We start from the raw sequence: 26,332 nt of genomic DNA on the forward strand, positions 1-26,332 counted from the left end.
CGTCAGAAAATCTCAGAACAACCCGGTCACACTACAATTGATCCCCAAGATCAATCGCTTAACACACTCAACCCGTCAGAACCATAAAACAATGGGGTGAGAGGCAATAACCTCATCCAAAACAAAGCTTCAATGCCGGAAAACCAAATTGACCTCAGCGATGCGAGGCCAATAACCTAAAACCCACTGACACGCTCGACCAGCCAATAGACCGACACGCTGCCGATGACATAGCCAGTGATTGGTCGGGTAACCCCGCTCAGCCGTGATGGATTAAAGCGCGCCACCTGACGCCACAGAAACATTCCTACTGACAGGCCCGCAATAAAGGTAAGTTGTCCGGCCTCGACCCCAAGGTTAAAGGCCAGAAGTGCAGCTGGGATATCCTGAGAGGGCAGGCCGATCTCGGACAGGGCACCGGCAAAACCCAGCCCGTGTAGCAGACCAAAACAAAAGCAGACAATCCATGGGTATTGCTCGGACAGTCTGATCTGCCCTTCTTTGTGTTTGAGAATTTCCAGGGCCAGGAAAACGATCGACAGGGCAATCACCGCTTCGACCGGGGCGGCAGGAACGTGCAGCACCCCCAGCGTTGCCATTGCCAGCGTGATCGAATGCGCGACTGTAAAGGCTGTCACTGCGCCGACCAGCCGCCAAGGATCACGCACCAGAATGAACAAGGCGAAGACAAACAGAAGGTGGTCCCACCCTTCTAGGATATGCTCGAAGCCAAGCCAGAAATAGCTGATGAAAACGGACCATGTGGTCGGATCTATTGGCAAAGTCAGGGCCGGCTCTTCAGGTGTGAACCGGAGGGTGGAAATCGCAGATTCCAGTGGCTGAACGCGCAGAAGGACATCGTTGTTTTGTCGTTCTAGGCCCCGGATTCTGACTGTGTGTCCTTCGATCTCAGCCCCGCACTCTGCAACCCAAGAGGACACCCAAGCAACCGAGTCGAAGATCGGCGGTGGACCGTGCGATGGGGTGCAAGCTTCGGGCAGGATCGCGTCAATCCTCATGGGTTGGCCGTTCACATCCGGTATGCGCCACATCACTTGCCAGGTGCCTGGCGTCAATTGGTGGAGGTCCAGATATCCGGGGTCAAGCGCGTGTGCATTGCCGGACTTTGGGGTGCAGGCCAACCAGATCGCTATTATCAAGCAAAACAGGGCCCTCATTCACCGGACCCTGGTGTTTCAACCCGGTACTGCGCGGCAAGGGTTTCGTATTGCGCCTGCGCCAGTTCCTCGGCCGTGTCCCGACGCCATGCTATCAGAACCGCATCGCGAATGTCCGTAAGTGGCGGCAGATATTCGAGGCGCGTTTCGGTTACACGGACCAGATGCATCCCATATCCCGATTGAATCGGCCCAGCCCAGACGCCCGGTTCTAATGGGACCAGCGCAGCCGAAAACCCCGGGCCAAATGCGGCATCGACGGCGCCGGCGGGCGACAGCGGCATTGATCGAGGCATCAGGGATCGTACACCAAACTCTGACCATTCCCTGCCCGCTGTTAGTGCGGTAAGCGCGGTGTCCACATCCTCGGGCACCGGCTGATCGCCCAGATACACCTGATCGAATGCAATCTGCCAAGGTTTAGTAAAACGTGCCGAGTTTGCTGCGACATAAGTTTCAAGCACTGCATCTTCGGGGTCTACCGAGGCGGCGATTGCATCCGACAGGAAATCCATCTTTTGTGCCAACCGTGCCCGGATTACCTGATCCCCGCGATCCAACCCCAGGTTGCGCGCCTCGCGCACCAAGATTTCCTCGCGCACCAGGGCGTCGATCAGCACCTGCAACTCTGCGTCATTGGGCGGGCGTTTCCAGGTTGTTTCAAAGCGGGTGACCAAAAGCGTGACATCAGCGTCGTCGATAACAATTGCATCACCCCGTTCAGCGCTTTCGTCCTTTGGGCCCACAATGGCAAACCAGCCAAAGATGGCGGCTCCGATCAGAATAAAGTGGAGCAGGGGTTCTTTCAAAATATGCATGCTTAGTTCCGAAGACGCTTTCAGACCCGCCTTAATAGTAGTGGCGGGTCCTTGGATAAGTCAAACAGACTGCAGAATAATTACGCTTATATTCCAACGCAGTGGTGGTTCTTCGAAAAAGGCCATTCACCCCGGAGTGTACCAAATCGGTGAGGAATAGGCGCGTTCCTGATGTATCAGTTGTGCGTCTTCCGGCAGATCAATGCCAAACCGCAACTTGTCGTATAGCAACCAACGCGGGGTGGGGATTTCCAGAACCCTGACGTAATAAAAGGCCCGTTCATTCGGGTCGAAATCCGGGTCGGACCAAACAGTGATCAACTCGGACGCGCCGATGGTATTGCTCCAGCTCGCGGTTTCCACATCCACAGTATTACCGACCTCGGGTAGGTTGCCATCTGCATCCTGTGACCGATCATCAGACCAGGCGACATTATAAACCTTTTCCTGCATCGCCCCGTCTGCACCCAGCCATCCTTTGACGACCTGAACCCGATCCAGATTTGCACCGATCGGGTCGCGCAAGGCACCAATCAGGAAATTCGGTGCGCCATCCCCTTCGCGCGGGCGCAGGTCACCACCCATGGGTACGCCTTTCGTGTAACCGACATCCGCCAGAAAGCGCGTCTCAAGGTCGCCCTCGTCAAACGCCCAGCCTCCAAAGAAACGCAAACCGATCCGAGGACCGGTGGTCGCATAGGTTTCGCGGCGCTTGAACGCATCGAAAATGGCTGAGCGTGTGTTGTCGGTGGCCCAAACGGCTGTGTAGCCCGAAGCGACCAGCAGATCGCCCGGTATCTCGCCCAGCTCATTGGCAATAAAGGGATGTTGTATCCGGGTGGGCGACGGTTCCACACTTACAGATTTGCCAAAAAAGTTGTCTTCTTCGGCGGTTGCCAGCGAAGTATGGCTGTCAGTCGCGCCGCCCATGCCGAATTTATAGGGGTTCACGCCGAACTTTTCTTCAAGCATCAGGCCGCGCTTGAGGGCTTCGCGCGCATACTCGCCCGCCAGCATGTCCTCAGTTTTCAATTCGGTGATATCGAGGTTGCCAATATCCCAGTTCTCATAGTCGGCAAAGGGATCATCCGGGCTGAGATACGGGTGGGCCTCGCCGTCTCCTTTGATTTGCGTGACCTCGTAGTGAGGCTCCCACCTTGCGCGGTTCTGGACGTATTCTTCGTCAACCTGGCCACCGTGATACGTGTCTTCGGTTGGGAACATCCAGCCGTTAGAAAGGTTGCCGTTATGGGCGAAAGCTACCGCCCGGCCGCCGGTTTTGGCTTCGTAATCCTCCAGCCAAGAGTAAAGCGCCTTGGGATCAGTGTTGCCGTAGGGTGGCTGTGTTACCGGCGGAACAACCTGCAACGCGCGGATTGGTCCGTCGCGCAACATAACATTCCGGTGCAGGTTGAAGCCCTTGGGCACCGAGGTCCATTCGAAACCGATAAACGCGGTGAATTGACCGGGATCATTGTGCCGTTCCGCGGCCAGGACGATATGTTCCCAGGTGAACGCAAAGGCATCGGCCCCCGGGCTGTAGGACTCCAGCAAAATCTCCGGCAACGTCATCTGAGAAAAATTTGTGATGATATCAAAGGCTGCTTTACCAGCTTCTTCGCCACCGGCCTTGTATCCTTCGTACCATTCCAACCCCTTCGGGTCTGAGATCACACCGGGTTTGCCCGCCTGCAGATCGGGCGCGAAACCCATCAGGTCAGTATGATCGGTCAGCACCATCCAATCCAGCGGTCTGGCCAGTCTGACTGGTTGCCCGGTGGAGGAAATCACCTGCTCGCCTTTGGCAAATCGCCATGCGTCGTCAGGCAGCAACGTGTTGCCGAATGCGCCCGCATCTAGTGACAGCCCCGTATGCAGATGCGTGTCGCCCCAAAGCGGGCGCTCGGGGAAAGTGCGGTTGGCGTAGGGTGAAAAGGGACGCTCGGCAAAGGTTCCCTCGGCGGCTTCCTTGGTGGGAACGGCATCGGCAATCGCGCTTGCCGGGACAGAGACCAAAGTAAGTAAGCAGACAGACAGTCGAAGCATGTGAACCTCCCCATTCACAGAGTTCGCGGATTCAGCTTGTGAAATACTGAGAATATATATTCTTATTTGACGATATCATGTTGTGTGCTTCACGTGTGAAAAACTTTTTGACCATTATCCAGTAGGCAGCATGGCTTGCTTCAAAGTGGCAGCTGTATAAGAGAAACCAACTGATCCGCCGCGTCCGAAAGTGTATCTTCGTCAAACGCCGCGTACCCCAGCAGTAAGCCCTGCATCTTTTGCGGCAACACACATTGGTCAGACAGTGCGCTGATGCGCAGTCCGTTTTCCCCGGCCCGCTGGCTGATTTCAATGTCGGACATTCTGTCTGCAAGTGCCGCTCGAAGTGCAACGCAAAGATGCATGCCCGACGAGTCCGGCTGAAGCTCCAGGAGGTCACAGGCGGGGGCGAGCGCGGTGAGCAGATGGCTCTGACGTCGCGCATAAACGCGTCGCATGCGTCGTAAATGCATAGCGAATTCACCGCTGTTCATGAATGTCGCCAAGGCGGGTTGCGGGATCAGCGAGGCGCGTGGTCCCACACGATCAAGATAGGTCCGCGTGCTTTGCAGCATGCGTTTGGGCACAACCAGATACCCGATCCTCAGTGCCGGGCTGACGAGTTTTGAAAAGCTGCCAAGGTAGATCGTGTTATTGAGGCCATCCAACCCCGAAAGCGATGGCAGAGGTTGCCCCCGATAGCGGAATTCGCTGTCGTAGTCGTCCTCGATCACCACCGCACCGGTCTGTCTGGCCCAATCCAGCAAGGCGACCCGGCGGGGCAAGGGCAGGCTGACCCCTGTTGGATAATGCCGCGAAGGCGTGACGATAGTGGCATGGGCCTTGTCTGGAAGGCGTGTCACATCCAGCCCGTCCTGATCGATACGTACTGGGCAGGCTAAGTTTCCTGTATCCCTCAGAATCGTGTGAAGTTTCGGCCAGCATGGGTCTTCGATCGCCACCTGTTTGCCCGCACCAAGCAGCCCGTGGAATATAACCTCGAAGGCTTCGCGCGCGCCCGAGGTGATCACAATCTGCCCCGGATCACAGGACAAGTGTCGCCACGCGGCAACGTGGTCCGAGATAGCCGCGCGCAGCGGATACCAACCCAAAGGGTCCGCTCGCGCCAAAAGCTCGGGTTTTGGGGTGCGCCATGCGCGTTCAAGGTGGCGTGCCCATTGTTTGTGCGGCAGCAGGGATTGATCCGGCAGACCGGTTTGAAAGGGCAGCCATTTCTGGGTCTTTGGACCCGCCGGGCGGGGGATGGGCTGCGGTTGCGACAGGTGGGTGATCTCGCTGGCCACAAATGTGCCGCTGCCTTGCCGGGTGACCAGATACCCTTCGCTGATCATCTGGTCATAAACCGCCTGAACCGTTGTTCTGGATATCGACAACTCGGATGCCAGTGTGCGGCTGGCTGGCAGCCGCGTCCCGACTAGGTCAGGGGACGTAGATATGAGACCGCGCAGCACCTCAAGCAGTTGCGCCTGAAGCGAGGTCTTCAGCGATGCATCCAACGAGATCGCAAAAAGATCTCGATTCAAATTGGCCTTAGGAGAAGTTTTAAAATTGGACATTTAAAAACATCCAATATCCGGGCACTACAGTCATAGCAAGATCAAACCCGAGCTATGACCATGAACGAGACTTTGAACATCACCGACAGATCCCGCTTGCGTCGATCCCATGAGCGGGGGCATTTCGACCGTGCCGCCATCAACAGTATTCTGGACGCGCAACCCATGTGCAGCGTGGGTTATGTGATTGATGGCAAGCCCTTTGTCACTCCGACGTTGCAATGGCGAGAGGGCAATCGCATTTATTGGCACGGGTCCTCGGCCAGTCGTGCGCTGCGCAATTCTCGCGATGCGCAGGTTTGTCTGTCGGTCGCAATTCTTGACGGGTTTGTCCTGGCTCGGTCCGGTATGCATCATTCCGTTAACTCGCGGTCGGTCACGTTGTTTGGCACCGCGGTCAAGGTTGAAGACCCGGCAGAAAAGCTGGACAAGCTTGGCAGGTTCGTGAACGGCCTGTTCCCGGGGCGATATGAAAGCCTGCGGCCCGATCACGCGCAGGATCTGAAGGCAACAATGGTGCTGGGCATGGATGTATCGGAGGGTAGCGCCAAGGTCCGCACAGGCGGTCCAAATGACGAGGAAGAGGATTATGATCTGCCTATCTGGGCCGGGGTCATTCCCGTTCACACGTCGGTTGGTGATCCTATTCCTGATCCCCGAAACATCGATGGCGTGCCGACGCCCGAACATGTGCAATCCTTTCGGCTGTAGGGCAGGGTGATGACGGACCTTTCGGTAAATCTGAATGTTGCCGCCCTGCTGCGCAATAGGCGTGAGCACCCTTGGCCGGATTTGATAGGTCTGGCAAGGATCGCCTTGAACGCGGGCGCGGCGGGCGTGACGGTGCACCCCCGCCCGGATGAGCGCCACACCCGTCCCGATGACGTGCGCGGGCTACGCTCCATGCTTGACGCGGAATTTCCAGACCGGGAATTGAATGTCGAAGGCTATCCAGATGAACGGTTTCTGTCGCTGGTTCAGCAGGTGCGCGCGGACCAGGTGACGTTGGTTCCCGATGATCCGGGTCAGGCGACAAGTGATCATGGTTGGGATTTCCCGGCGCGGGGCGCGATACTAGCGGATGTAGTTGCCGGGTTACAGGCGAACGGTCATCGCGTATCCCTGTTCTGCGACCCCGAGGCAGCGCACATGCCGCATGCGGCGATGACCGGAACAGATCGCGTTGAACTTTACACCGGCCCGTTCGGCGGATCTTATGACGACCCAGTGGCCGAGACGCGGGAACTTGACCGTCTGACCGCCGCAGCGACCGCGGCTGCGGCGCAAAGGCTCAAGGTCAATGCGGGCCACGATCTGACGGTCAGTGGCACGCGCAAACTGATCGCTCGGATCCCGTCGATTGCCGAAGTGTCCATCGGGCACGCGTTGTTTTGCGATGCTCTGAACTTTGGAATGACTGAGACGGTTCGTCGGTATCTTGGGGTCTGCAGCATCCCTCGGGTAGATGATCTGTGGGCGGAAACTATCTGAAACAGACTGATGTCGCCGACTATGGTCGCACCCGGCTTTGGGCGTGACATTTTCACTGCTATTTGAATAAGCCTTTGCGGCAATTCATCTGCAAATACTGGCGAGCCTGAATTGGCTGTAGTACACCTTTGCAGGTATGGGGAAGATTGCGGATAAACCTAAGCGAGAACAAGCGGATAGCGAGCAACGGCGTCAGGTCACGGTGCTGTTTGCCGATATGGTCGGCTATACTGCGATTGTTGCATCGCTTGGGGACGAACAGGCGTTGGGCTTTGTTCGGCTGACCTACGATACGCTGGTCCGCGCGGTCGAGGCCCACGGTGGAACGGTGCGCGATTTTGCTGGCGACAGCATAATGGCGCTGTTCGGCATTCCCGACGCGACCGAAGATACGGCACTGCGGGCCTGCCGGGCCGCTATGGCGATCCATGCGGCATTCGAAGCGTCCGCCTCGGATATCGAAGCGCGTTTCGGCGTGCGCCCGAAGGTGCGTGTGGGGATCAGTTCCGGTACGGTTCTGATGGCGGCTGTCCAGGGCGAGAGCGGCCCGACGACTGCTGTGGGCAGCACAGTGAATCTGGCCGCGCGGCTTGAAAATCTTGCCCCGTCGGGTGGAAGCCTGATCTGCGACACCACACGGGGGCTGGTCGAATGGGTGACCGAGCTTGGCTTTTTCGGCGAACATCAGATCAAGGGTTTGTCCGCGCCGCAAAAGCTGTGGCAGTTGCAGGCCGTTCACCCCGACGCAACCCGGTTCGACGCATCAGTGGCGCAAGGGTTGAGCGGCTATGTTGGCCGAACAGATGAACTAAGCACGATCTCCACCGCGCTGGAGCGGGCGAAAGACACCCGGACCGTGATTGACCTGGTTGCCGAGCCGGGGTTGGGCAAAACGCGGCTGGTATTCGAGTTTCTTCATCGCCTACCTGCGGACGAGGTGTCGGTCCTGACGGGGAACTGCTTTGCCGACGGCCAGCAGGTTCCGTTTCTACCCTTCCTGGAAATCACGCGAAATTCATTTCTCATCACCGATGCCGACAACCCGCTGCGGGTTCGGGCCAAGCTTGAGGCCGGGTTAAAAAAATCCGGGCTGTTCACGCAACAGAACCTTGGGTTAATGATGAATTTTCTGGGTCTCACACCGCCCGAGGGGGCTCTGGACGGTCTCGACGGTGTTCTGATCGGTCTGCGTATTCGCGAGTTGCTGACCGAGTTGCTGCGCCTGAAATGCGCGCGGGGCCAGGTTGTTTTGCTGATCGAAGATGGACATTGGATCGACAGCGCGTCAAAGGATTTGCTGGCGAATATGATCGAGGCTCCGGGTCTGTCGAACCTGCTGATCATCCAGACACGGCGACCCGAATACACACCCAGTTGGCAAAACATGGCCGGGGTGACAACCGTGGTGCTTCGCCCGCTGAGAGTCGAAGACCTTGCCACCCTGGCGCAAAACCGTCTTGGGGTGGATGCTCTGCCCGATGGGTTGGCCGAACAGCTGGCAGACCGTGCTGGGGGCAATCCACTGTTTGGCGAAGAAATCTTGGGCTTTCTGCTGGATCAGGGAGTTTTGCGCGTCGAAAATGGCCGCGCCCATATCGAAGCGGATATCCGCGACAGCGGGCTGCCCGTCACCATGCGCAGTCTTTTGACGGCCAGAATTGAACGACTTGATCCCGAAGATCGCGCCTTGCTGCAGGCTGCAGCCGTGATTGGTCGGCGTTTTGATCCCGGTCTGTTGTCCCAGATCACCGAGACGACCAAGTCAACCGGCGCCACCCTACAACGGCTGCAAGCGCAGGATGTACTGTACCGCGAGCCGAAATCGTCGGATTACATCTTCAAACATGTGCTGCTGCGGGATTCGGTCTATCAAAGCCTGGTTCTGTCCCGCCGGTCCGACCTGCATCTTGCCATTGCCGAGGCGTTGGTGATGCGCAACGCCAACCGGTTGCACGAGGCCGCCGAGGTGCTGGCCTTTCACTATGGACAGACGGATCGGGCAGATCAGGCGTTTCACTACAGTGCCATGGCTGGTGATAAATGCCTCGGCGTTTATTCACTGGACGAAGCCAACCGATATTTTGTGGACGCTCTTGAGCTGTACCAAAACGACCCAAGTTGCGCCACAGATGCAGAATTTGCCGGATTCATGGCCAGTTTCGCGCTGTGTTCCAATATCTCACTGCGGGTCAAAAAGATTATCGAACTGGCCGGGACAGTTCGTCCGATCCTGCAAAAAGCAGGTGACAGTCAGGATCACGCGTTGTTCCTGCACCACTATGTCTCTTGTCTGGTCTGCAACGGCAAGTATCACGAGGCGCATTGGGTTCAGCAGGAGCTGACAGACATGGCCGGTCGTCTGAATGATCCGGCCTCTAAGGCGTATGCCATGGTGAATGAGCTTTCGGTCTCAATCTATCACGCGCCGATCGACAATGACCGTTTCGAGGCGCGAAAACGCGAAGTCGAGGCTGTGCTGGAACAGATCGACGACGCCTATATCCACAATTTTTATCAGGCCACTGTTGGGTGGAACGAACTGACACGGGGGCGGGTGGCGCGGGCGCATGCCGCATCGGATCGAATGATCGCCTTGGGAAAAGCCAAAAACGACCCGCGCGCGCTGGGCTATGGAACCGCCATGAAAGCGTTGATCGCGATGGTCACCGATGATCACGAACTGGCGCTTGAAATGGCTGAGAAGGCGCGCAAAGCATCAAAGGTCGAATTTGAGTTGGCCATAGCCGAAGCAGCCAGAGTAGGAGCCATGGTGCCGCTGGAAATGCCAGGGGCGACTGAGGTGGTCCAAAACCACATCAAGGCCTGCAACGAAAAGGGGTGGACGCTGTTCACCTTCGGGCCCGCGGCGATGCTGGGGGTGGCCTATGCGCTGAACGGTCGGATTACGGACGGGTTGCGCCAGATTGAATGCGCCATTCAGAAACGTACCGACGAGGGCACTCAGATATCCGCTGACTGGGCCCGTCTGTTTCTGTGCGAGATGTATCTGGCCATCCTAACAGGTGAAGGCGGCGGTTCGCTGGGGGTTCTGTTTCGAAATTTCCGGTCGATCCTTTGGGTTATGCTGTTTGGAAAAAAACGTCTGATCGCGATGGTCGAGCAGGTGCGCAAGAACCCTCAGTTCGACCAAAAGGGCCACTATATCGCGCGCTGTGATATGATCATGGGGCTGCTGTACAAGGCGAAGAAAAAGAAGGCGCAGGCTATCGAGCATCTAAGCCGGGCCCGCGTCATCGTCGAGTCTGCAGGGCGATCTCCGATGCTAACACGCATTGATGCGGCGCTGGCGGAATTGGCATAGCCTTTCCATTCAAATTGCTCAGGCTGATGGTTTCCGGGCGCGTCTTTGGTGGCTGAAGATCAACTGATTGGATTGGAAATCCGACCGGAAATCGGCAGCCCTGCCGGACAGCGCGTAATAAAACTTCATCAATCCGGGTTCGATATGGTGGGCTTGTTCGATGCAATCCTCGCATATTCGTTCAATCCGATCCTGAGGGTGCCGGTCCCGAATAGCCGCGATCAGCCTTTGGTGGGTTGTTTCCAATTTCTGAAATTCAGGGGTTTCCAGTACGTCTTGATTGCCAACCAGCACGAAAACGGGTTCCAGGTCAGTTCGTCCCTTAAGGTCGACATACCCGGCCTCAAGCATCGCCATTTCGTGCCGCGTTTTCTCATACACCGAACTTGAGACAACGATGTCATAGTCCACATGGCGGCAGCTTTGTTCGATCCGTGCGGCGACGTTCACCACATCCCCGATGACGGTATAGTTGAACCTGCGCTTTGACCCGATATTACCGACGCAGGCCCGACCCGTGGCGCAACCGGTCGCCAGCGCAATCGGCGGCCGCCCCTGCATGACGTCCGAGGCGTTGAACTCTACCAGCGCCCGTCGCATCAACAGCGCCGCCTTTGCGGCACGGCATGGGTGATCTTCGACCGGCAGGGGAGCGTTCCAAAACGCCATTACCGCATCGCCGATGAATTTGTCTATGGTGCCCCGTTCCAGCAATATCTGGTCGCCGATCTGAGAAAAAAGTTCATTCAGCAAGGTGACAAGATCGGTGGCCGAAACAGACACGGACAAAGGCGTAAAGCCTCGTATATCCGAGAACATGACGGTGATCTCTTGTGTTTCACCGCCCAGTTGAAGCTGATGCCCAGACACCTCAATTTCGTCCAGAATCTCGGGCGCGACATAGTGGGAAAAGATCTGTCGGATCACACGTTTTTCGCGCTCGGTCGAGATGAACAGATAGCCCGCCAGCAGGCCGAAATTAGCCATGCCCCCCATCAGCGGAAAGGTAACGTCGAACAGAACCAACTGGTGCTGGAATGCCAGCCAACTGATGCCAAGGACAACCGCCGCAGCAACGCCACCTGCAACAAATGACGCAACCGCCCCGAACCGCGTCATGACGGCCGTGACCACTACGCCAAGAATGACGAAAGACAGCAGTTCGAGCGCCGACGTCACATCCGAGCGGCTTAGCATTTCGTCGGTCAGGACCTGTTCAAGAATTTGCGCATGGATCGACACGCCCGGAACAGATTCACCCAAAGGTGTCTGGTGCATGTCAAACAATCCGGCGGCCGACGTGCCGACCAGAATGATCCGCCCTTCGATTTCGGCGCGCAGATCGGGATTGTCCTGTGGCTGCATGATATCATCAGCTGACAGATACAGGTCCGGGTTATCGCGCCTGTACCTGACCCAGACCTCGCCGTTTTCGGTGGTTGGCAGGCGGAATTGACCAATCTCGACCGCCAGCATGATACCGGCCTCATCCGGCATGCCTTCGGCAATGATGACGGGTTCGTCTATGGCAACCCTTAGCGCCTCAATCCCCAGCCCCGGCAGCGCACCATCCGGCCCGCCCCACAAGATAGGCACGCGGCGCACGATGCCCATACCGCCAAGGGGTGAGACATTGACCCCTCCGATGCCTGCTGCTGTTCGATCCAGCGGTGAGGCTGGTGGGGTCCAATAAGGAACGGTAACCAGCCCTGAGGTCGGTGATTCCCCTATTTCGATGATCCCGGTCATCGGCGTGACGTGCCTGCCGTCGCTGGATTGCCGGGCAGCTGCGCCCAATACAACCGGCCAATTGGCGATCTCCATTCCGAAAAGCACGTCATGGTCCAGCTTCTCGGCGTGGCGCTCAACTGACAGCACCCCAGAGAGCGAGGGTTCTTCCAGCAACCGCGCAGGCGAGAACCTGTCAGGTTCGACGAACAAAATGTCAAAGGCGATAGCGGCGGCACCATATTCGCCCAGGTTCTGGACCATCTGTGCCAAAAGGGTTCGGGGCCAGGGCCATTGCCCCCAGTTTGCCAGCGACTGTTCGTCGATATCCACCACGCGGACAGGCAGATCAGGGTTGTATTCGCGGGGTGAGATGCGTTGCAGAATGTCGAAATAGATCAGCCGTGTCATCCGCACCGGATACGGATCGAGAACACGGATAAAGCACCCGAAAAGGATCAGGCCCAGCCCGACCAGCTGGAAGGCCCGCCGCCGCCCTGTTCGTTCTTTGGGCTTCCCGGTCACGTTTGCCTCCGAATATCGTGGTCAGCCCGGACGGACCTGAACGGGATGTGCGCATTTTTCTGCGACAACGACTGATCTGATGTCATGCAGCGGGGCCTGTGATTGCTCACCCGCCGCTATTGCCGCCGTTACCGCCAGTGGTGCCACTGCCGCTGCCGCCGCCAAATCCCCCTGTTCCGCCACCACCAATCGTGCCACCGCTGCCTGGCCCGCCGCTGCCGGAACCGCCGCCGATCGAGCCGCCACTGCCATCGCCACTGCCGCTACCGTTTCCGACATTGCCGCCACTGCCGTTGCTGCTGCCAGTGCTGCTGCCGACGCTGCCGCCATTGCCGCTGCCGATGCCGACGCTGTTTGACGGGGACGACCCGGAGGCCCCAGCGCTTTGCACTTCACGCGGCCCCCAGTCAGGGCCGGACGCGGGGACCTCTGATCGTTGCGGCAGAGGTGGCACGGCGTCCCTGCCGCAGCCCGTCACATCTGTTTGCAATGGAATCAGCAATTGCTCTTGTGACTGAACAAAGGGGAACCCTTCTTTCACCGCTTGTTCGTAACTTTCCTGATCGACAGAGCGCCCGATACGTCCACTCTGTGTGGTGGCGAGAAGGTTGCATTTGCGCCCGGTCTCTTGGCAAATGCCGTTCTGACCACACATTTCTACCCGGCCCTGTAAAATCAGCATGGCGCTTTGCGCGCCGGGCGCGACCCATATGTCAAAAGTCGTTCCGCGTACGGCCATGGTCGCAGTGGGCGTTTGAATCGAGTAGGCGCGCTTTTTGCTTTTGCCAGAGATAAAGCGAAAGCTGCCGCCAAGGGCCTGAACCGCGAAGTTCTTGGCCTTTTTGTTGCCGCGCAGCATTGTCACATCCAGTGTCATCCGAGCATTCGGGCCAATCGCGATCTTGGTTTCATCGACGAAAACCAACTGAACCAGACCGCTGCCGTCGGTGGATATGGAATCGCCAGATGCAACTTTCATCCCTGTGCGCAACGGCTGCGATTTCCCTGCGCGCGTTAATTCAGCGCCTTGTTCGACGCCGATGACTTTTCCTATGTTGGCTAAGGCCTGCGACGGCAGAAGCAAAACACAACAAATAACGAGTAACGATTTCAACCAAGCCAACCTAACGTCCTTCCCCCACAGATAGGTACTGAGCGCATCGCGCCCACCGCTCGGTTTGCCCCTCAATAAATTCGTATTTTTGAATTATACGCTAATAAATCTATACAAATATGCCTTATAGCCCGTGTATTTGGCAAGTTTTCAGTTCAGAGCGCGTCATATTGAGTAGTTTGAAGAATTCCTTCGCGCAATTACGACTGCTTATGTCCGTCCTCAAGAGCGTCGAAATTTCGCTGATTGCGTGTGCGTTTGCGACGAATTTGAGAAAAGTGAGCAAGGCATAGAAAATCGCCTTGTATCCGGGTGACAGGCAAGGATATACCCGCCAGCGGAGACGTGGCCGAGTGGTCGAAGGCGCTCCCCTGCTAAGGGAGTAGGCCCGGAAGGGTCTCGAGGGTTCGAATCCCTTCGTCTCCGCCACCTACCATTTTTAGATGCGGTCGAAACAACGGCTTATGTTGTAAGCCGTTGTGGGCACTTGATGGTTTGGCTTATTGGAAAGCCAATGGCCTCGCTTACTAAGATGACCACCGAAGTTTTTTCAGATGTACATTTCTATGCGCGCCTCGGGGAATGACCTGATCACGGCGTCAACGCGCGTTTCAGGCAGCGCGCACAAGGCCGTGGACAACCCGTCGGCGATGGCTGCGCTGGGGGCTGAGACCGATACTATGTGGTTCGTTGCTACCTCGTCTTGCGGGTTCAGGATGTGGCCTTGATCATCGGTCAGCATGAGGTTGCCTGCGTCCGAGGTTGCAACGGCACGATCGCTTAATTCGATGGATTTGAGAACTTCTCTGCCGGGTCCGGCCAGTCCGACTTGCCAGGCTTGCCCGTCTTGGCGATGGCCAAGGGCGGCGATTTCCCCCATATTTACCAATACATCGCGTAGACCGTGCGAGGCCAGCAAAGCCGCGATGCGGTCGGTAATGGCGCCTTGTGCGATACCGTTCAGCGTCAGTGCTGAAACACCGGGTTGGGGCAGGCGGATCATGTCGGACCCGATTAAAACGCGAGACCATCCAATGGATTTTCGGGCGGAATGGACCTCTTGCGCGGCGGCCCCGTTAGCCAGCGCGGACCAGAGCGGTTGAACTGAAGGATCGAAAACGCCGTCTGTGGCCTCGTGCAAGGCCGAACACAGGCTGAGGACGTTCAGCAGTTCGGGAGCTGGGGCTGGCAGTTGCCCGTCGCGATTCAGTCGGCTGAGTTCGGATTGCGGTCGGTACAAGCTGAAGATGTTCTCAAGCCGGTTCACTTCGGCTTCGACCGCGGTGATGATTGGCGCGGCCTGTGTGTCCGTCAGCCCCTCAAGTCGCAAGCTGGCCGAGGCCCCCAGCGCGACCCCGTGCCAGTGAGCCGTAGGGGCAGAATTGGCACTCGCGGGAAAGGCGGCACAAGCGGCGGACATGGTCAGAAACCGGCGGCGGGAGAGGGCGGTCATGAGGGGGTCTCCAGTTTCAGGTCCAGATCAACGGGGCCCAGAACCTCGGTGTCGGGGATGCCGGACAGAGGCAGCAGATTGCCACCGTACTGGCCAATAAAGGTTTCAGCGGCAGCGGGGTCTGCAAAGGGCACCACCTCGCGCGCGCCCATGCCGCCCGCAACATTGGCTCCGACCACAAAGGTTGCGCCCTCGGCGGCGATCCAGTTGGAAACACCCGGCTGTTGCCAGTTGGGCGCGGCGCCCATATCGCTGACATAGACCGCTGCAATGGGTGCATCACGCTCGGGGCTTTTTAGGTAGGCCACCATGTCGCGCACTTGGGCGAAGAACAGAGGTGTAGGGTAGCCTTCCAGATGGATCTGACCTTTGGGGCCACCATGTTCAGCGATGTTCATCTGGCAGAAAAAGCTTAGCGCATCGGGGGTCAGGTCCACTGGATCAGGGGCCTCGGCGATCTCTTCCTTGCAGGCCGCCAGCGCGACAAACGCGATCAAAGCAAGACGTTTCATGGCTCGACCCTCCGAAACGCGGCGCGGGCGAGGACAAAGCCCAATACCGGCCAGATCAGCAGGGAGGCAGGAGCGGCCCAGACGGGCAGTGCCTGCGCGGCCCCGGTCATGCCGGATGCCATCGCAACGCCTTCGGTCGCGGCGATGTTCCACAAACGGAATGCGTCGGCCGGGTTGGCTACCATCACCCACGGAAAGACGGATTGGGTGAAGGTGCCGCCCTTGTCCATGACGACGGCTCCCAACAAGCCCAGATCATAAAGGACGACAAAGACCAGCCAGAGCCCGGCCGACAAACCTGCTGCTGCCGTGGCGCCCCTAGCCAGGGCAGACAGCAGGTAACCCAGCGCCAGAAACACGGCGCCCAGCAGGATGGATGTGAGGATTAGGCGTAGCAAAGCCATCAGGCTTTCTGGCCCCGCGCCGCCGAACCATGCGGCCACTGCACCAGCGGTGCCAAAGCCGACGGTCATGGCAAAGGCAAGCGCGGCCAGATGGGCGGTGAATTTGCCCAACAGGATTTCTCCACGCCCCGCCGGATAGGATAGCAGCAGCGATAAGCTGCCCCGGTCCACGTCACCTGCGATGGCATCAAAAGCGATCATCAACGCCAGTAAGGGGGCAAGATATACTGACAACGTAGTCATCGAGGCAACCGAGACGGTCAGCATATCGACGCCCAGCGTACCGGTAGGCGCGCTGCCTGCAAAGGTTAGCGCCAAGGCGAACAGCACCATGATCAGGGTGGCCACCAGCAGCCAGCGGTTGCGGCGCAGGATCAGCATCTCTGTGCGGGTAATGGCGAGGAAGCGGGTCATTGCATCTCCTCCTGAGCGTAGTGGCGATAAAGGTCTTCCAGCTTGGGTGGGGTCATTTCCACATCCGCCACGGCATCGCCCATTCCAGCGATCCGGCGCAGGGCCTCCATTTTGTCATCTGGGGAACACAGCAACTCAACGGATGCGCCATTGATCCGGTCGCCACCCAATGCCGCGGCCAGGGCTTCTGGGTTGGTGCTGGCGCGCACGCGCAGGCGGATCGGCAGACCAGCTAGGGCCGACAGGTTGGTCAACGTATCATCAGCCACCATCCGGCCTTTGCGCATGATGGCGATGCGGTCTGTGCGCGCCTCAACTTCGGTCAGGGCGTGGGATGCGATCAGGACGGCGGTACCTTTCGCTGCCAACTCGTCAATGATGGCGTAAAGGTCTTGCCGCGAAATGGGGTCTAGCCCCGAGGTGGGCTCATCCAGCAGCGCCACTTTCGGCTGACCCAACAAAACTTGAGCCAAGCCCAGACGTTGCCGCATCCCTTTGGAATACGTTCCGATCCGGCGATCCAGCGCATCGCTGAGACCGACACGGTTCAGCAGGCCGGGCACATCAGCTTTGGTTCCCGACAATTTCGCAAACAGTGTTAGCTGTTCCCGTCCAGTTAAAGCGGGATGAAACGACACCGCCTCGGGTAGATACGCGGTCTCGCGCCGCGCTTGTTCGCTGCCGGGGGTGGCGTCTCCGATCCGAATGGCTCCGCCATGGATCGGCGTCAGGCCGAGGATGGATTTGATCAGGGTCGACTTGCCCGCGCCGTTATGGCCCAGCAGCGCCACGCGCTGTCCGGGGGCAAGAGACAGGTCGATATCGTCAAGAACGCGAGTTTTTCCGCGGTCCTTGCTGACATGGTCGATAACTAGGGCCTTATCCGTCATGAGGCACCTTTTTCATAGCTGGGGGTTCAGGGGCTTGCATCAATGGGTTGCTGTCCATCACGCCGCCCGGCAACAGGGCCGGGAAGGCAGATTGCGACCAGCGCACCAGCTGCACGGCGGGGGAGCCGAGCAGCAGTTTGGCTGAGGGTTGGGTCCACAGCACATGGTCCATCGAGTCGTTGGGGCGATAGGGGGCATCGGCGATGCCGTTGCCATCCACATCATATGCGGCGAAATCGGACCAGTAGTTGCCGCGCCCGGCTTCGGACCACTCGACCCATTTGGTCGAGACGTATTTCACCTGTGTCCGGTTCCCGATGAAAGAGTTGCCAACGATGCGGTTGCGTTCGCTGCCAGCGGTAAAGTGGATGCCGATGCCGCATCCCTGGAACCAGTTGTCGGTGAATTCGTTCTTGTTGGAATTATACAGGAAGGTGCACTTTTCCTTGGCACCTTTTACCACGTTGCCTGTGATGACGCTCTTGTTGGCGTAGTTCAGCATGACGCCATGTTCGCGGTCACCGATCGAGACATTGTTGGCCACAGTCACGTTTGTGGTGAACATAACCGCGTAGCCGAGATCATTACCTATCGAGACATTGTCGCTGACGACCGAATTGTCCGCATACATGTAATGCACGGCGAACCGCAGGTCGCGGAACAGGTTGCCTGTGAAGGTGTTCTTTTTCGACGAGTTCACAAAGATCCCGTCGCGCCCGTACCGGATGTCGTTGTCTTCAACCCGCGCACCCGGCGCGTTCCAGACGTAGACGCCATTGCCGCGGTCATTCATCCGCCGGTCCTGCCGACCTTCGATCCGGTTGCCACGCACGATGCTGTCCTTGGCACCGTGAATGTCGACGCCATAAAGGTTGCCCAACAACACATTGTCTTCGACCACCGGCGCTTTGGCTGTTTTGGTCAGCTGGATGCCACTGTCGATCCCGTCATGGCTTGAGCCCGAGCCGATCACCGTCAGTCCACGAACGGTCACGCCCGGTCCGGTCACGGTGATGACGCTTCCCGCGCTCTGGCCGTCAATGGTGGCTTGTCCCAGCCCATCGATGGTGACGGGCCGGTCCAGCACAAGCGTTTCGGTGTAAACACCGGGGCTCAGGCGGAGGGTGTCTCCATCCGCCGCCTGCGCCAATATTTCATTGATGGCCCCCGCCCGGTTGGGCACATCCCAGTCCGCCGCCCAAAGGGGCGAGCCAAGCAGGAGCGGTATGAGCAGAGGCCAACGCATGGGTTATGCTCCCTGCGGTTCGACCAACATCCGACCGCGCATTTCCATGTGCAGTGCGTGGCAGAACCACTGGCAATAGAACCAGTGTACGCCCGGACGGTCGGCTGTGAAGGTGACCGAGGCAGTTGCCAGCGGTGCAACTTCCATTGCGATGCCGTAGTTACCTAGGCAGAAGCCGTGGGTCACGTCGTCCACGTCATCGAGGTTGGTGATGTAAACCGTCACCTCGTCACCCTGTTTGACGGTGAACTTTTCCAGGCTGAAGGTCGGAGCCTGCGATGTCATGTAGACCCGCACCTTGTTGCCGTCCCGGATGGGTTCTTCGGCGCCTTCTTCCAGATCAATGCCATCGGCCTCGGCCTGTTTGCGGGCGTCTTCCCATGTAACATCGGCGCGATCCCAGACGTTTACCGGGTTGACGATGTCGCTGCGAACGATGATCGAGTCATGCGGCTCGGCAAAGGTCGGGCCGTCGTGAACCACTTTCATCTCGTTAGACGAGATGTCGATCAACTGCTCGTTCTCGGGCTTCAGCGGACCCACGTTCAGGAAGCGGTCTTTCGAGAACTTGTTCATCGAAATCAGCCACTTTCCGTCGGCATCCTTGGTTTCACCCATGGAAGTCGAGTTGTGGCCCGGCTGATAGTGGACGTCGACCTTCGAGATGATCGGATCCACATCGGCACCGCCGTAAGCCTCGATTGCCTTTTCGATGTTCCACTTCACGATCTGGCTGTCCAGGAACAGCGTGGTGAACGCGTTGCCCTGGCCGTCATAGGCGGTGTGAAGCGGGCCAAGACCCAGTTGCGGCTCACCCACGATGCACGACCGCGGATCGGCATCACTTTCGAACAGGGCGTCCAGCTTTGTAACGTCCATGATCGAAACGGTCGGCGACAGCTTACCGTTGATGCAGACGTGCTTGCCGTCGGGCGCTGTGTTGATGCCGTGCGGCGAGTTCGGGATCGGAATGTAACGGGTGTACTTCTTGTTCTGACCCTTACGGCCGTCCAGAACCTTGACGCCTTTCAGCTCCTGATAGTCACCGGCTTCGATACCCGCCTCGATTTCTGCGATGTTGAAAACAACCACGTGGTCCAGCTCGTTCTCGGTCATCTCGGCCAGGTTCATACCCATTTCCGAGTTGTACGAGGTCGAATAGGCGTATTTGCCCTGATAGTCGCAGTCGGTGTTGTCGAGGTTGCCCGACACCATCACCTGCCACGCCACTTCCATGGTGTCGCCGTCAAGCGCGGTGAAGATGTTCACGTATTGCGACGGATCGTCCAGCACTGTGCCGTCGTTGACCAGCGGGGTTTCATCCTCACCATTGGCAAAAACATAGCCGGTGCGCGGGAACTTCTGCGGACGCAGACCGTGGATCGCCTTGGCATTCGGGATCTCGGTGATCTTGTCGCATTTCATCACGTCGCAGCGCACGCGGGCAACGCGGGTGTTGGCCTTGTCGTTCATGAACAGGTAGCGGCCATCGTAGGTGCCATCGGTGAACGACATATGCGGGTGGTGCAGGTCGCCGTTGTCATAGGTTTTCATGCCACGCTTGGCGAGAAACTCTTTGGTTTCAGGCAGCAGGCCGTCGGTCATGATTTTCAACGATTCATTGGTCTGACCCCAGCCGGTGGCCGAGCAGCGGTTGAACACTGGCACGCGCATCAGCTCGCGCATGGACGGGAAGCCCAGAATGCGCAGTTCGCCGGTCTGACCCGAGGACCAGAAGCCGTAGTATTCGTCTAGCTCACCGGGCTGCAGGTTGGCGTTGGCCGCAGCACTGGCTTGTTTCGCGGTCATCAGGGTCGAGCCCAGACCGGTCCCGGCCAGCACCGCGCCAGTTGCGGTTGCACCTAGCATCCCTCGGCGTGTGATGTTCAGTTTGTTGTCATGTTCCGACATGTTCGTTCCTCCTTTTTTAGGAAACGGATTGCGGTTTGGCGTTCGGATGGTTCGCCGGTGGCTGTCCGAGGGGGGTCTTGAGGTCGACCGACCCTGTCTTGGCCCGCCGTTTCAGTTGGCGGATAACGACGGGACATTTGTCCTCGGACTGGTAGAGCACCTGACAATGCAGGCAGGTGACGCACTCGTTCGGATTGATCTCACCGGTGGGGTGGATGGCCTGAACGGGGCATTCGTTGGCGCAGGTTTGACAGGGGGTGCCGCATTCCTTGTAGCGGCGCAGCCAGTCAAACATGCGGATACGGGCGGGGATCGCCAGCGCTCCGCCCAGCGGGCAGAGGTAGCGGCAGTAGAACCGTTCGATGAACAGCCCGATCCCCAGCAGGGTCAGCGCAAAGACCACAAACGGCCAGTCGCGCATAAATTTCAGAATGATGGCAGTCTTGAACGGTTCGACCTCGGCATATTTCTCGGCCAGCGGAATCGAGACAAAGCTGAGGCCGAACAACCCGAGGAAGATCATGTATTTCGCTGGCCACAGGCGTTCGTTCAGGCCCCAGGGAAGGGTCCATTGCGGGATGCGCAATGCCCGTGCGATCTTATTGGTCAACTCCTGCAAAGCGCCAAACGGGCACAGCCAGCCGCAATAGGCCCCACGCCCCCAGAACAGCAGCGCGGCGGCGACCGCAAACCATTGGATGAAGACCAGCGGATCCAGCAGGAAGGCGTCCCAGCTGAACCCGGTCCGCAGGCTGCCAGCCAGTGCCATCAGGTTCACCACACTCAGCTGCGCATTGGCGTACCAGCCGATGAAGAACAGGGTCATGGTCAGGTACCCGATGCGGAACCAATAGAAGACCCTCGCGTTCATCGTCACGTGGAACTGGAAGAAGAACGTCGCCGTCAGGACCAGCAGCATGACGCCAAGGACGCCAATTTCGACTGTGCGGTCCTTCCAGATGCGCTTCCACAGGGCGGCTTTGGCGGCGGCCTCGCCGGTGGCGTCGTCAACAACGGTTGGGGCGGTTACGGGCAGTAGGTACTGCTCGGGTAGTTTGTAGCCCAGATCGAAAGTCAGGAAGGTTTTCTCAACTGCGCCCACGGCCCGCTGTACCAGCAGTTGCAGGCGGAACGGCTCGGCGGGATCAAACTCCGCCTCGGCTGGGATTTTAAAGATATCCAGTTCGGTGAAGCTGGGCGCATCAGCGGCCGCAACCTTGCCTAGGCGCTCTTGTTGCTTGTCAAAGAACCGGACCGAATTGTCGCCTTGGATCAGCTGAATCCGGTCGAAGATCCCACCGCGCACATAGCCTGAGCCTTTGAAGCTGTAAGCTCCGCGCCCCAGTACCAGAATGGCCTGTTCGCCGTCGTCCAGCCACTCGACCAGGTTTTGATACTCGGCTTCACCCAGCAGGGATTTCCCGATCGAGGGAACCGTGACCAACGCCATATGCATATCGATAAACGTGTCATCCGGTTCGCCCGGTTCCGGGCGTTTGATGGCGCGCTGATCTCCGGTAGCTTCAAAAGCGGCGTTGACCTGACCGACATCCAGCGTCAGCCGCCGGATCGAGCCGTCACCAGACAGGGTGGTCCAGTCATAGATGGCGTTCTTAGCCATATCGACTTCGCGTTTCGGCCCGTCGGCCTGTAATGGCGACAGCCCACCTAAACCCAGCGCGCGGGCCACTTTGATACCGCCGCGCACAAGGCTGTCGTCGATCACCATGATGGTCACGGTGGCACCCGAGATGATGTCGAGGTCATGCCCCTCACCACCCGTTGCGGCCTCGTGTTTCAGGTCCAGACCGGTGTAGCCTTCGGTCAGCTCGACCATGCGCGAATTGGGAATGCCGATCAGCACGATGGGTTCCGAGTGTTTGACCAGTTGGACACCGGTTAGCACGGCATCAGCGTTTATTGCGGCAACCACATGGATGGGTTTGCCCGAATAGCCGGTCGTGCCCACGAAATCCGAAGTCAGGAAAGCCCAGGCGACGGTTTCGCCCCCCTTCAGAACCGGGGCAACAGGCACGTCATCGCGCACCGGGCCAAAGGCATCGGCACCGGGGGCAAGGTCAGAGGGCTCAATCTCGGGCAGGAAGCTGGCAAGGCTGTCGGCATGGGCGCTGATCGCCATCAGGCAGGACAGGACAAAGGCCAGCAGGATATGGGTTGCGCGACTTACGACCACGGCGCACCTCCGGTTACTTGGATTGACGCCATGGACGCGCGCGGGGCGCGTTCGGATGTTTCTTGGGGCGCGTGCGGGGGGCCTCTGGTTTCGGGCCATAACCGCCTAACTTGGTAGTAATTGACCAGGTTGCAGTCATCGCAGCGAGCGACCTGAACAATCCCGTCCGACTTCAGTTCCGGCAGGTTTGGCAGGGGTGCCGCAGCGGTGACGGCACACAAGGCACAGTCGGCGCATTTCGGGCAGGGCGCGGTTGGGTCTTCGGTCCCTTCTTCGAGGTCCACTTGAACCCAGACCGCGCCTGCCTCCGAGCAGATCTCAACCCACATGCTTTGTCCGGGACTCGCCAGCGCCGGACTAAGCAGTTGCAACAGCAAAAGAAGGGTGCCTGCCATGGCGCACGCCGCGCGTAAAGCGCGGACAGACAGTGTGTGCAGTGGGACTGGGGCAGACATGGAGAATCCAACTCGGCGTTCTTTCCTTTTTCCTACGGGATTCTCTCAGACGGATACTTGACTTAGGTCAGGTATCCGAAATTTGTGACTAATCGTCGGCTTCATCCATCAACCCGCGCAACCAGCGCCCGGCCAGCCAGGATGCGGGCAAGCCCAGCGGGATCGACCACAGGATTGCGCTTACAGGTGCGATCACGCCAAGCCCCATACCATTGGCAACCAGACCCGCCAGAAACAGGTTGATGGCCACGGTCAGTGCCGTGGCGGGGTAGAGCAGGATGGCCAGTTTCCAGACCGGCCATTTGCCCTCAGTGGCTGGTACCTTCCGAGAAGGTGATTTTGTTCCAGACATTATATTTCCCCGAAGGTTTGCGCATCGGCAAGCGGCGAACCTCTTCCAGAGTTTGCGCGTCATAGACGATCACGGCACCATCATCTTCCCAGATCGATACCAGTGCATGGCGCCCATCCTTGGTGAATTCGACATGGGCCACGGTTTTACCGGGTGCTGGGCGTAAAGTCTTTACGATTTCAAGGCTTTGCTTATCGATTACGTGCATCGCATCCTTGTTGGGCCCAAAGAACACATCGGCCCAGACGTAAGGAGAATTCTCATGACTGCGCATGAAGAAACCCGGCCCTTCGGTCTTGATCCGTTTGACCGTTTCCCATGTCTGCATGTCGATCACAGACACGGTGCCGTCGGTCAGGTGCGGCGTGGCCATCACGGTTGTATCGCCGTACCGCCACGTGATGCCTGATCCCAGATGCGGCATACCTGGCAGGTCTAGATCAGCCACTTTCTGACCGATGACCAGATCAATAACCTGCCCACCCTTGCCGTCGCGCGAGGCACCCATGACGTATTCATAACTTTGGTCGAAAAAGAAATCGTCCAGATAGTCAGGCGTGGTGATCTTGCGGACCGGGAAGGGATTTGGGTTCTTGAACTGCCCTTCGATACGGAAGTCATGACCCAGTCCGAACTGAGGCGGGTTGTCGCCGTAAAAAACCTCCCAAATCTCGGGAACATCTTTCAGGGCTAGCACAAAGCTTTCGCGTGGCGGGGCCTGATAAACGGCAGAAACGCGGCTGGGATTGCCCTTTTTGCTTTTGATCTCGATGACCTTGGCGACCGAAAGGTCGCTGGTCGACAGCAGGGTCAGGCTGTTGGGCAGGTAATTGGCGACGGCCACCCATTTTCCATCACCTGACATGGCGATGTTGCGGCTGTTCAGCCCCGCGCGCACGCGGCCCACCTGTTTCAGCGCCCAGATATCGTATTTCTGAACCCAACCATCGCGCGACATGATGAAGACATAGCGCCCGTCGGGGCTGAACTTCGGGCCTCCGTGGACGGCGAACGGGGTTTCGAACCGATCCAGTACTTCAAACGTATCACCGTCCAACACGCTGACGTGGTGATCGCCGGTTTCGACGGCCAGCGTGATGTTCATCGGGTCGCTGTCCCAGACGGGAGCATCGACCGGGCTGTATTCTGCGTCCAGCGTACGGCTGGCCATGATCTCGGCCTCGCCCCATTCGGGGTTGGTTTCCAGCGGGGATTTCAGCCAACCCGCCAGTTCTTCGATCTGCAAGGCGTCAAGTTCATGCGAAAAGGCGGGCATCTGGGTGGCTGTACGCCCCTCGGCAATCACGGCGGCCACACGCGGGCCGCGCATGCGTTTCAGCGTCTCGGGGATCAGGGCCGGGCCAACACCGCCCAAACGGTTCTCGCCATGGCACGAGGCGCAGTGTTCGGCATAGTCCGACGGGGCGTCGGCCCATGCTGAACCAGCCAGCAGCAGCGAGCAGAGCGTGCCTATTTTCAGCGTGTCAAAAGAACTGATGTGCCGGATCATGACGTTTCCCCCGGAACGGCGTGACCTTAAGGCGTTCGCCCGCGTCATCCACGCCGATTTCTTGATTGGAAAGATAGCAGGCCGGATCTTCGGCCCAGGGATCGCCGGTCACCTGCAAAGCCCGGATACGAGTATTGCCGCCACAGACGTCCTTTAATTGGCAGGCCCCGCAGCGCCCTTTCAGCGGACGTGGTCGGGTGCGCAGCATAGAGAGCATCTGGTCCTCGCTGGCCCACAGTTCTGAGAACGGTTTGGTCTTCACGTTGCCGACCGTGTAGTCGGACCAATACGTATCGGGATGCACGCGCCCCAGATTGTCGATATTGGCCACGCCCAACCCGCTGGAATTCCCGCCCCAAGCGGCGAGATGTTCGCGCACATGAGCGGCCTTGTCGGCATCGAAATGCGTGCGCACCCAGTTCAGGAAGTACCCCGCATCTGCATCATTATTGCCGGTCACAATGTCCAGCGGGCGCCCGCCCGAGGCGGCCTCCCACGCGCGCTCCAGCAGCAGGTCCAGCCCGTTACGGGTGCGCAGGTGTTCAGCATCTTCGCCCCGGTTCTTGTCGCCGCGCCCAGCATAGACCAGATGCGACAGGTAGAACTTGTCGACCCCTTCGTCATCGCACAGTTGTAGCAGGTCGGGCAGGTGATGCTGAGTACCTTCTGTCAGGCAAAATCGCAGGCCCACTTTGATCCCGCGTTTCTTACACTCGCGCACACCGCGCAAAGCGTCGGCAAAGGCGCCTTCAACGCCGCGGAACCAGTCATTTGTGGCCCCGATCCCGTCCAGCGAAATACCGACATAGTTGAATCCCACATCGGCAATCATATCAGCGGTTTCATCGTAAATCCGCGTGCCGTTGGTCGACAGCGCCAGCATCGGCACCAGATCGCGGGCGCGTTTGGCAATGTCGAAGAAATCAAACCGGTCCAGCGGTTCCCCACCCGAGAGGATCAGGGCCGGGACGCGAAATTGGCCCAGATCCTCAAGGGTTACCATGGCTTGCTCGTGGCTGAGCTCACCGGGGAACGCAACATCCGCCGAGACGGTGTAGCAATGGCGGCATTTCAGATTGCAGCGCCGCGTCAGGTTCCAGATCACCACCGGTTTCACCGGTCCAGGGCGGCGTTTGCGCACCGGGGTCGGGGTGACGAGTTGGTGCATGTATTCGGTCAGGCGGAACATGTT

The 26,332-nt window shown here is 58.5% G+C and carries 20 protein-coding genes and 1 tRNA gene; 4 read left to right on the forward strand and 17 right to left on the reverse strand.

What is annotated here, in order from left to right; translation table 11 throughout:
• Window positions 1–176 precede the first annotated feature (176 nt).
• The 4 genes from ACR0DL_RS11295 to pdxR form a co-directional block, all read right to left on the reverse strand.
• The gene (locus ACR0DL_RS11295) at window positions 177–1,178 is read right to left on the reverse strand and encodes a HupE/UreJ family protein (RefSeq protein ID WP_170350144.1); all 1,002 of its coding nucleotides are present in this window, start codon (window positions 1,176–1,178) and stop codon (window positions 177–179) included.
• On the reverse strand, window positions 1,175–1,996 hold the full coding sequence (locus ACR0DL_RS11300; protein ID WP_170350145.1) for a peptidylprolyl isomerase: 822 nt from the start codon (window positions 1,994–1,996) through the stop codon (window positions 1,175–1,177). Before ACR0DL_RS11300 ends, ACR0DL_RS11295 begins: the two co-directional genes overlap by 4 nt.
• Window positions 1,997–2,122: 126 nt before the next feature.
• Complete coding sequence (locus ACR0DL_RS11305; RefSeq protein ID WP_480689219.1) at window positions 2,123–4,042, reverse strand: DUF3604 domain-containing protein; 1,920 nt, start codon at window positions 4,040–4,042, stop codon at window positions 2,123–2,125.
• Between the two features lie 140 nt (window positions 4,043–4,182).
• On the reverse strand, window positions 4,183–5,586 hold the full coding sequence (gene pdxR / locus ACR0DL_RS11310) for a MocR-like pyridoxine biosynthesis transcription factor PdxR (protein WP_480689221.1): 1,404 nt from the start codon (window positions 5,584–5,586) through the stop codon (window positions 4,183–4,185).
• 93 nt (window positions 5,587–5,679) lie between these two features.
• Between pdxR and ACR0DL_RS11315 the strand changes: the two genes are divergently transcribed.
• The 3 genes from ACR0DL_RS11315 to ACR0DL_RS11325 all read left to right on the forward strand — a co-directional run bounded on the left by ACR0DL_RS11315 (window position 5,680) and on the right by ACR0DL_RS11325 (window position 10,432).
• Window positions 5,680–6,330: a pyridoxamine 5'-phosphate oxidase family protein gene (locus ACR0DL_RS11315; RefSeq protein ID WP_480689223.1), complete on the forward strand. Its 651-nt coding sequence runs from the start codon at window positions 5,680–5,682 to the stop codon at window positions 6,328–6,330.
• A 9-nt stretch (window positions 6,331–6,339) separates the two neighbouring features.
• The gene (locus ACR0DL_RS11320) at window positions 6,340–7,110 is read left to right on the forward strand and encodes a pyridoxine 5'-phosphate synthase (protein WP_480689225.1); all 771 of its coding nucleotides are present in this window, start codon (window positions 6,340–6,342) and stop codon (window positions 7,108–7,110) included.
• 136 nt (window positions 7,111–7,246) lie between these two features.
• Window positions 7,247–10,432, forward strand: coding sequence for an ATP-binding protein (locus ACR0DL_RS11325; protein WP_480689227.1), 3,186 nt, complete (start codon window positions 7,247–7,249; stop codon window positions 10,430–10,432).
• An 18-nt stretch (window positions 10,433–10,450) separates the two neighbouring features.
• On the opposite strand, the gene ACR0DL_RS11330 is transcribed toward ACR0DL_RS11325, so the two are convergent.
• Together ACR0DL_RS11330 and ACR0DL_RS11335 are read right to left on the reverse strand one after the other, a co-directional pair.
• Window positions 10,451–12,685 carry a CHASE2 domain-containing protein gene (locus tag ACR0DL_RS11330; protein ID WP_480689229.1) on the reverse strand — a complete coding sequence of 745 codons (2,235 nt, stop codon included), beginning with the start codon at window positions 12,683–12,685 and terminating at the stop codon, window positions 10,451–10,453.
• A gap of 106 nt (window positions 12,686–12,791) precedes the next feature.
• Window positions 12,792–13,664: a FecR family protein gene (locus tag ACR0DL_RS11335; RefSeq protein WP_480689231.1), complete on the reverse strand. Its 873-nt coding sequence runs from the start codon at window positions 13,662–13,664 to the stop codon at window positions 12,792–12,794.
• 474 nt (window positions 13,665–14,138) lie between these two features.
• Here ACR0DL_RS11335 and ACR0DL_RS11340 point away from each other — a divergent pair.
• A tRNA-Ser gene (locus ACR0DL_RS11340) sits at window positions 14,139–14,228 on the forward strand.
• Between the two features lie 121 nt (window positions 14,229–14,349).
• Here the strand turns inward: ACR0DL_RS11340 and ACR0DL_RS11345 are convergent.
• The 11 genes from ACR0DL_RS11345 to nirJ all read right to left on the reverse strand — a co-directional run bounded on the left by ACR0DL_RS11345 (window position 14,350) and on the right by nirJ (window position 26,329).
• On the reverse strand, window positions 14,350–15,252 hold the full coding sequence (locus tag ACR0DL_RS11345; RefSeq protein WP_480689233.1) for an FAD:protein FMN transferase: 903 nt from the start codon (window positions 15,250–15,252) through the stop codon (window positions 14,350–14,352).
• A complete protein-coding gene (locus ACR0DL_RS11350; RefSeq protein ID WP_170350153.1) occupies window positions 15,249–15,764 on the reverse strand; it encodes a nitrous oxide reductase accessory protein NosL in 516 nt (171 codons plus the stop codon). Before ACR0DL_RS11350 ends, ACR0DL_RS11345 begins: the two co-directional genes overlap by 4 nt.
• Window positions 15,761–16,582 (reverse strand): ABC transporter permease, encoded by an 822-nt coding sequence (locus ACR0DL_RS11355; RefSeq protein ID WP_170359390.1) that lies wholly within the window; start codon window positions 16,580–16,582, stop codon window positions 15,761–15,763. Before ACR0DL_RS11355 ends, ACR0DL_RS11350 begins: the two co-directional genes overlap by 4 nt.
• Window positions 16,579–17,472 carry an ABC transporter ATP-binding protein gene (locus ACR0DL_RS11360; protein ID WP_480689235.1) on the reverse strand — a complete coding sequence of 298 codons (894 nt, stop codon included), beginning with the start codon at window positions 17,470–17,472 and terminating at the stop codon, window positions 16,579–16,581. Before ACR0DL_RS11360 ends, ACR0DL_RS11355 begins: the two co-directional genes overlap by 4 nt.
• Window positions 17,462–18,718 (reverse strand): nitrous oxide reductase family maturation protein NosD, encoded by a 1,257-nt coding sequence (locus tag ACR0DL_RS11365; protein WP_480689237.1) that lies wholly within the window; start codon window positions 18,716–18,718, stop codon window positions 17,462–17,464. The genes ACR0DL_RS11360 and ACR0DL_RS11365 overlap by 11 nt, the downstream gene beginning before the upstream one ends.
• A gap of 3 nt (window positions 18,719–18,721) precedes the next feature.
• Window positions 18,722–20,629 carry a TAT-dependent nitrous-oxide reductase gene (gene nosZ / locus ACR0DL_RS11370; RefSeq protein WP_170359395.1) on the reverse strand — a complete coding sequence of 636 codons (1,908 nt, stop codon included), beginning with the start codon at window positions 20,627–20,629 and terminating at the stop codon, window positions 18,722–18,724.
• 16 nt (window positions 20,630–20,645) lie between these two features.
• Window positions 20,646–22,769, reverse strand: coding sequence for a 4Fe-4S binding protein (locus tag ACR0DL_RS11375; protein WP_480689506.1), 2,124 nt, complete (start codon window positions 22,767–22,769; stop codon window positions 20,646–20,648).
• Between the two features lie 44 nt (window positions 22,770–22,813).
• A complete protein-coding gene (locus ACR0DL_RS11380) occupies window positions 22,814–23,218 on the reverse strand; it encodes a hypothetical protein (RefSeq protein WP_480689239.1) in 405 nt (134 codons plus the stop codon).
• Between the two features lie 148 nt (window positions 23,219–23,366).
• A complete protein-coding gene (locus tag ACR0DL_RS11385) occupies window positions 23,367–23,630 on the reverse strand; it encodes a hypothetical protein (RefSeq protein WP_170350160.1) in 264 nt (87 codons plus the stop codon).
• On the reverse strand, window positions 23,587–25,140 hold the full coding sequence (locus tag ACR0DL_RS11390) for a cytochrome D1 domain-containing protein (RefSeq protein WP_425082363.1): 1,554 nt from the start codon (window positions 25,138–25,140) through the stop codon (window positions 23,587–23,589). The genes ACR0DL_RS11385 and ACR0DL_RS11390 overlap by 44 nt, the downstream gene beginning before the upstream one ends.
• Window positions 25,115–26,329, reverse strand: a complete 1,215-nt coding sequence (nirJ, locus tag ACR0DL_RS11395; protein WP_170359403.1) for a heme d1 biosynthesis radical SAM protein NirJ — start codon at window positions 26,327–26,329, stop codon at window positions 25,115–25,117. Before nirJ ends, ACR0DL_RS11390 begins: the two co-directional genes overlap by 26 nt.
• Window positions 26,330–26,332: the final 3 nt, after the last annotated feature.

Source organism: Ruegeria sp. BB5 (assembly GCF_056539405.1).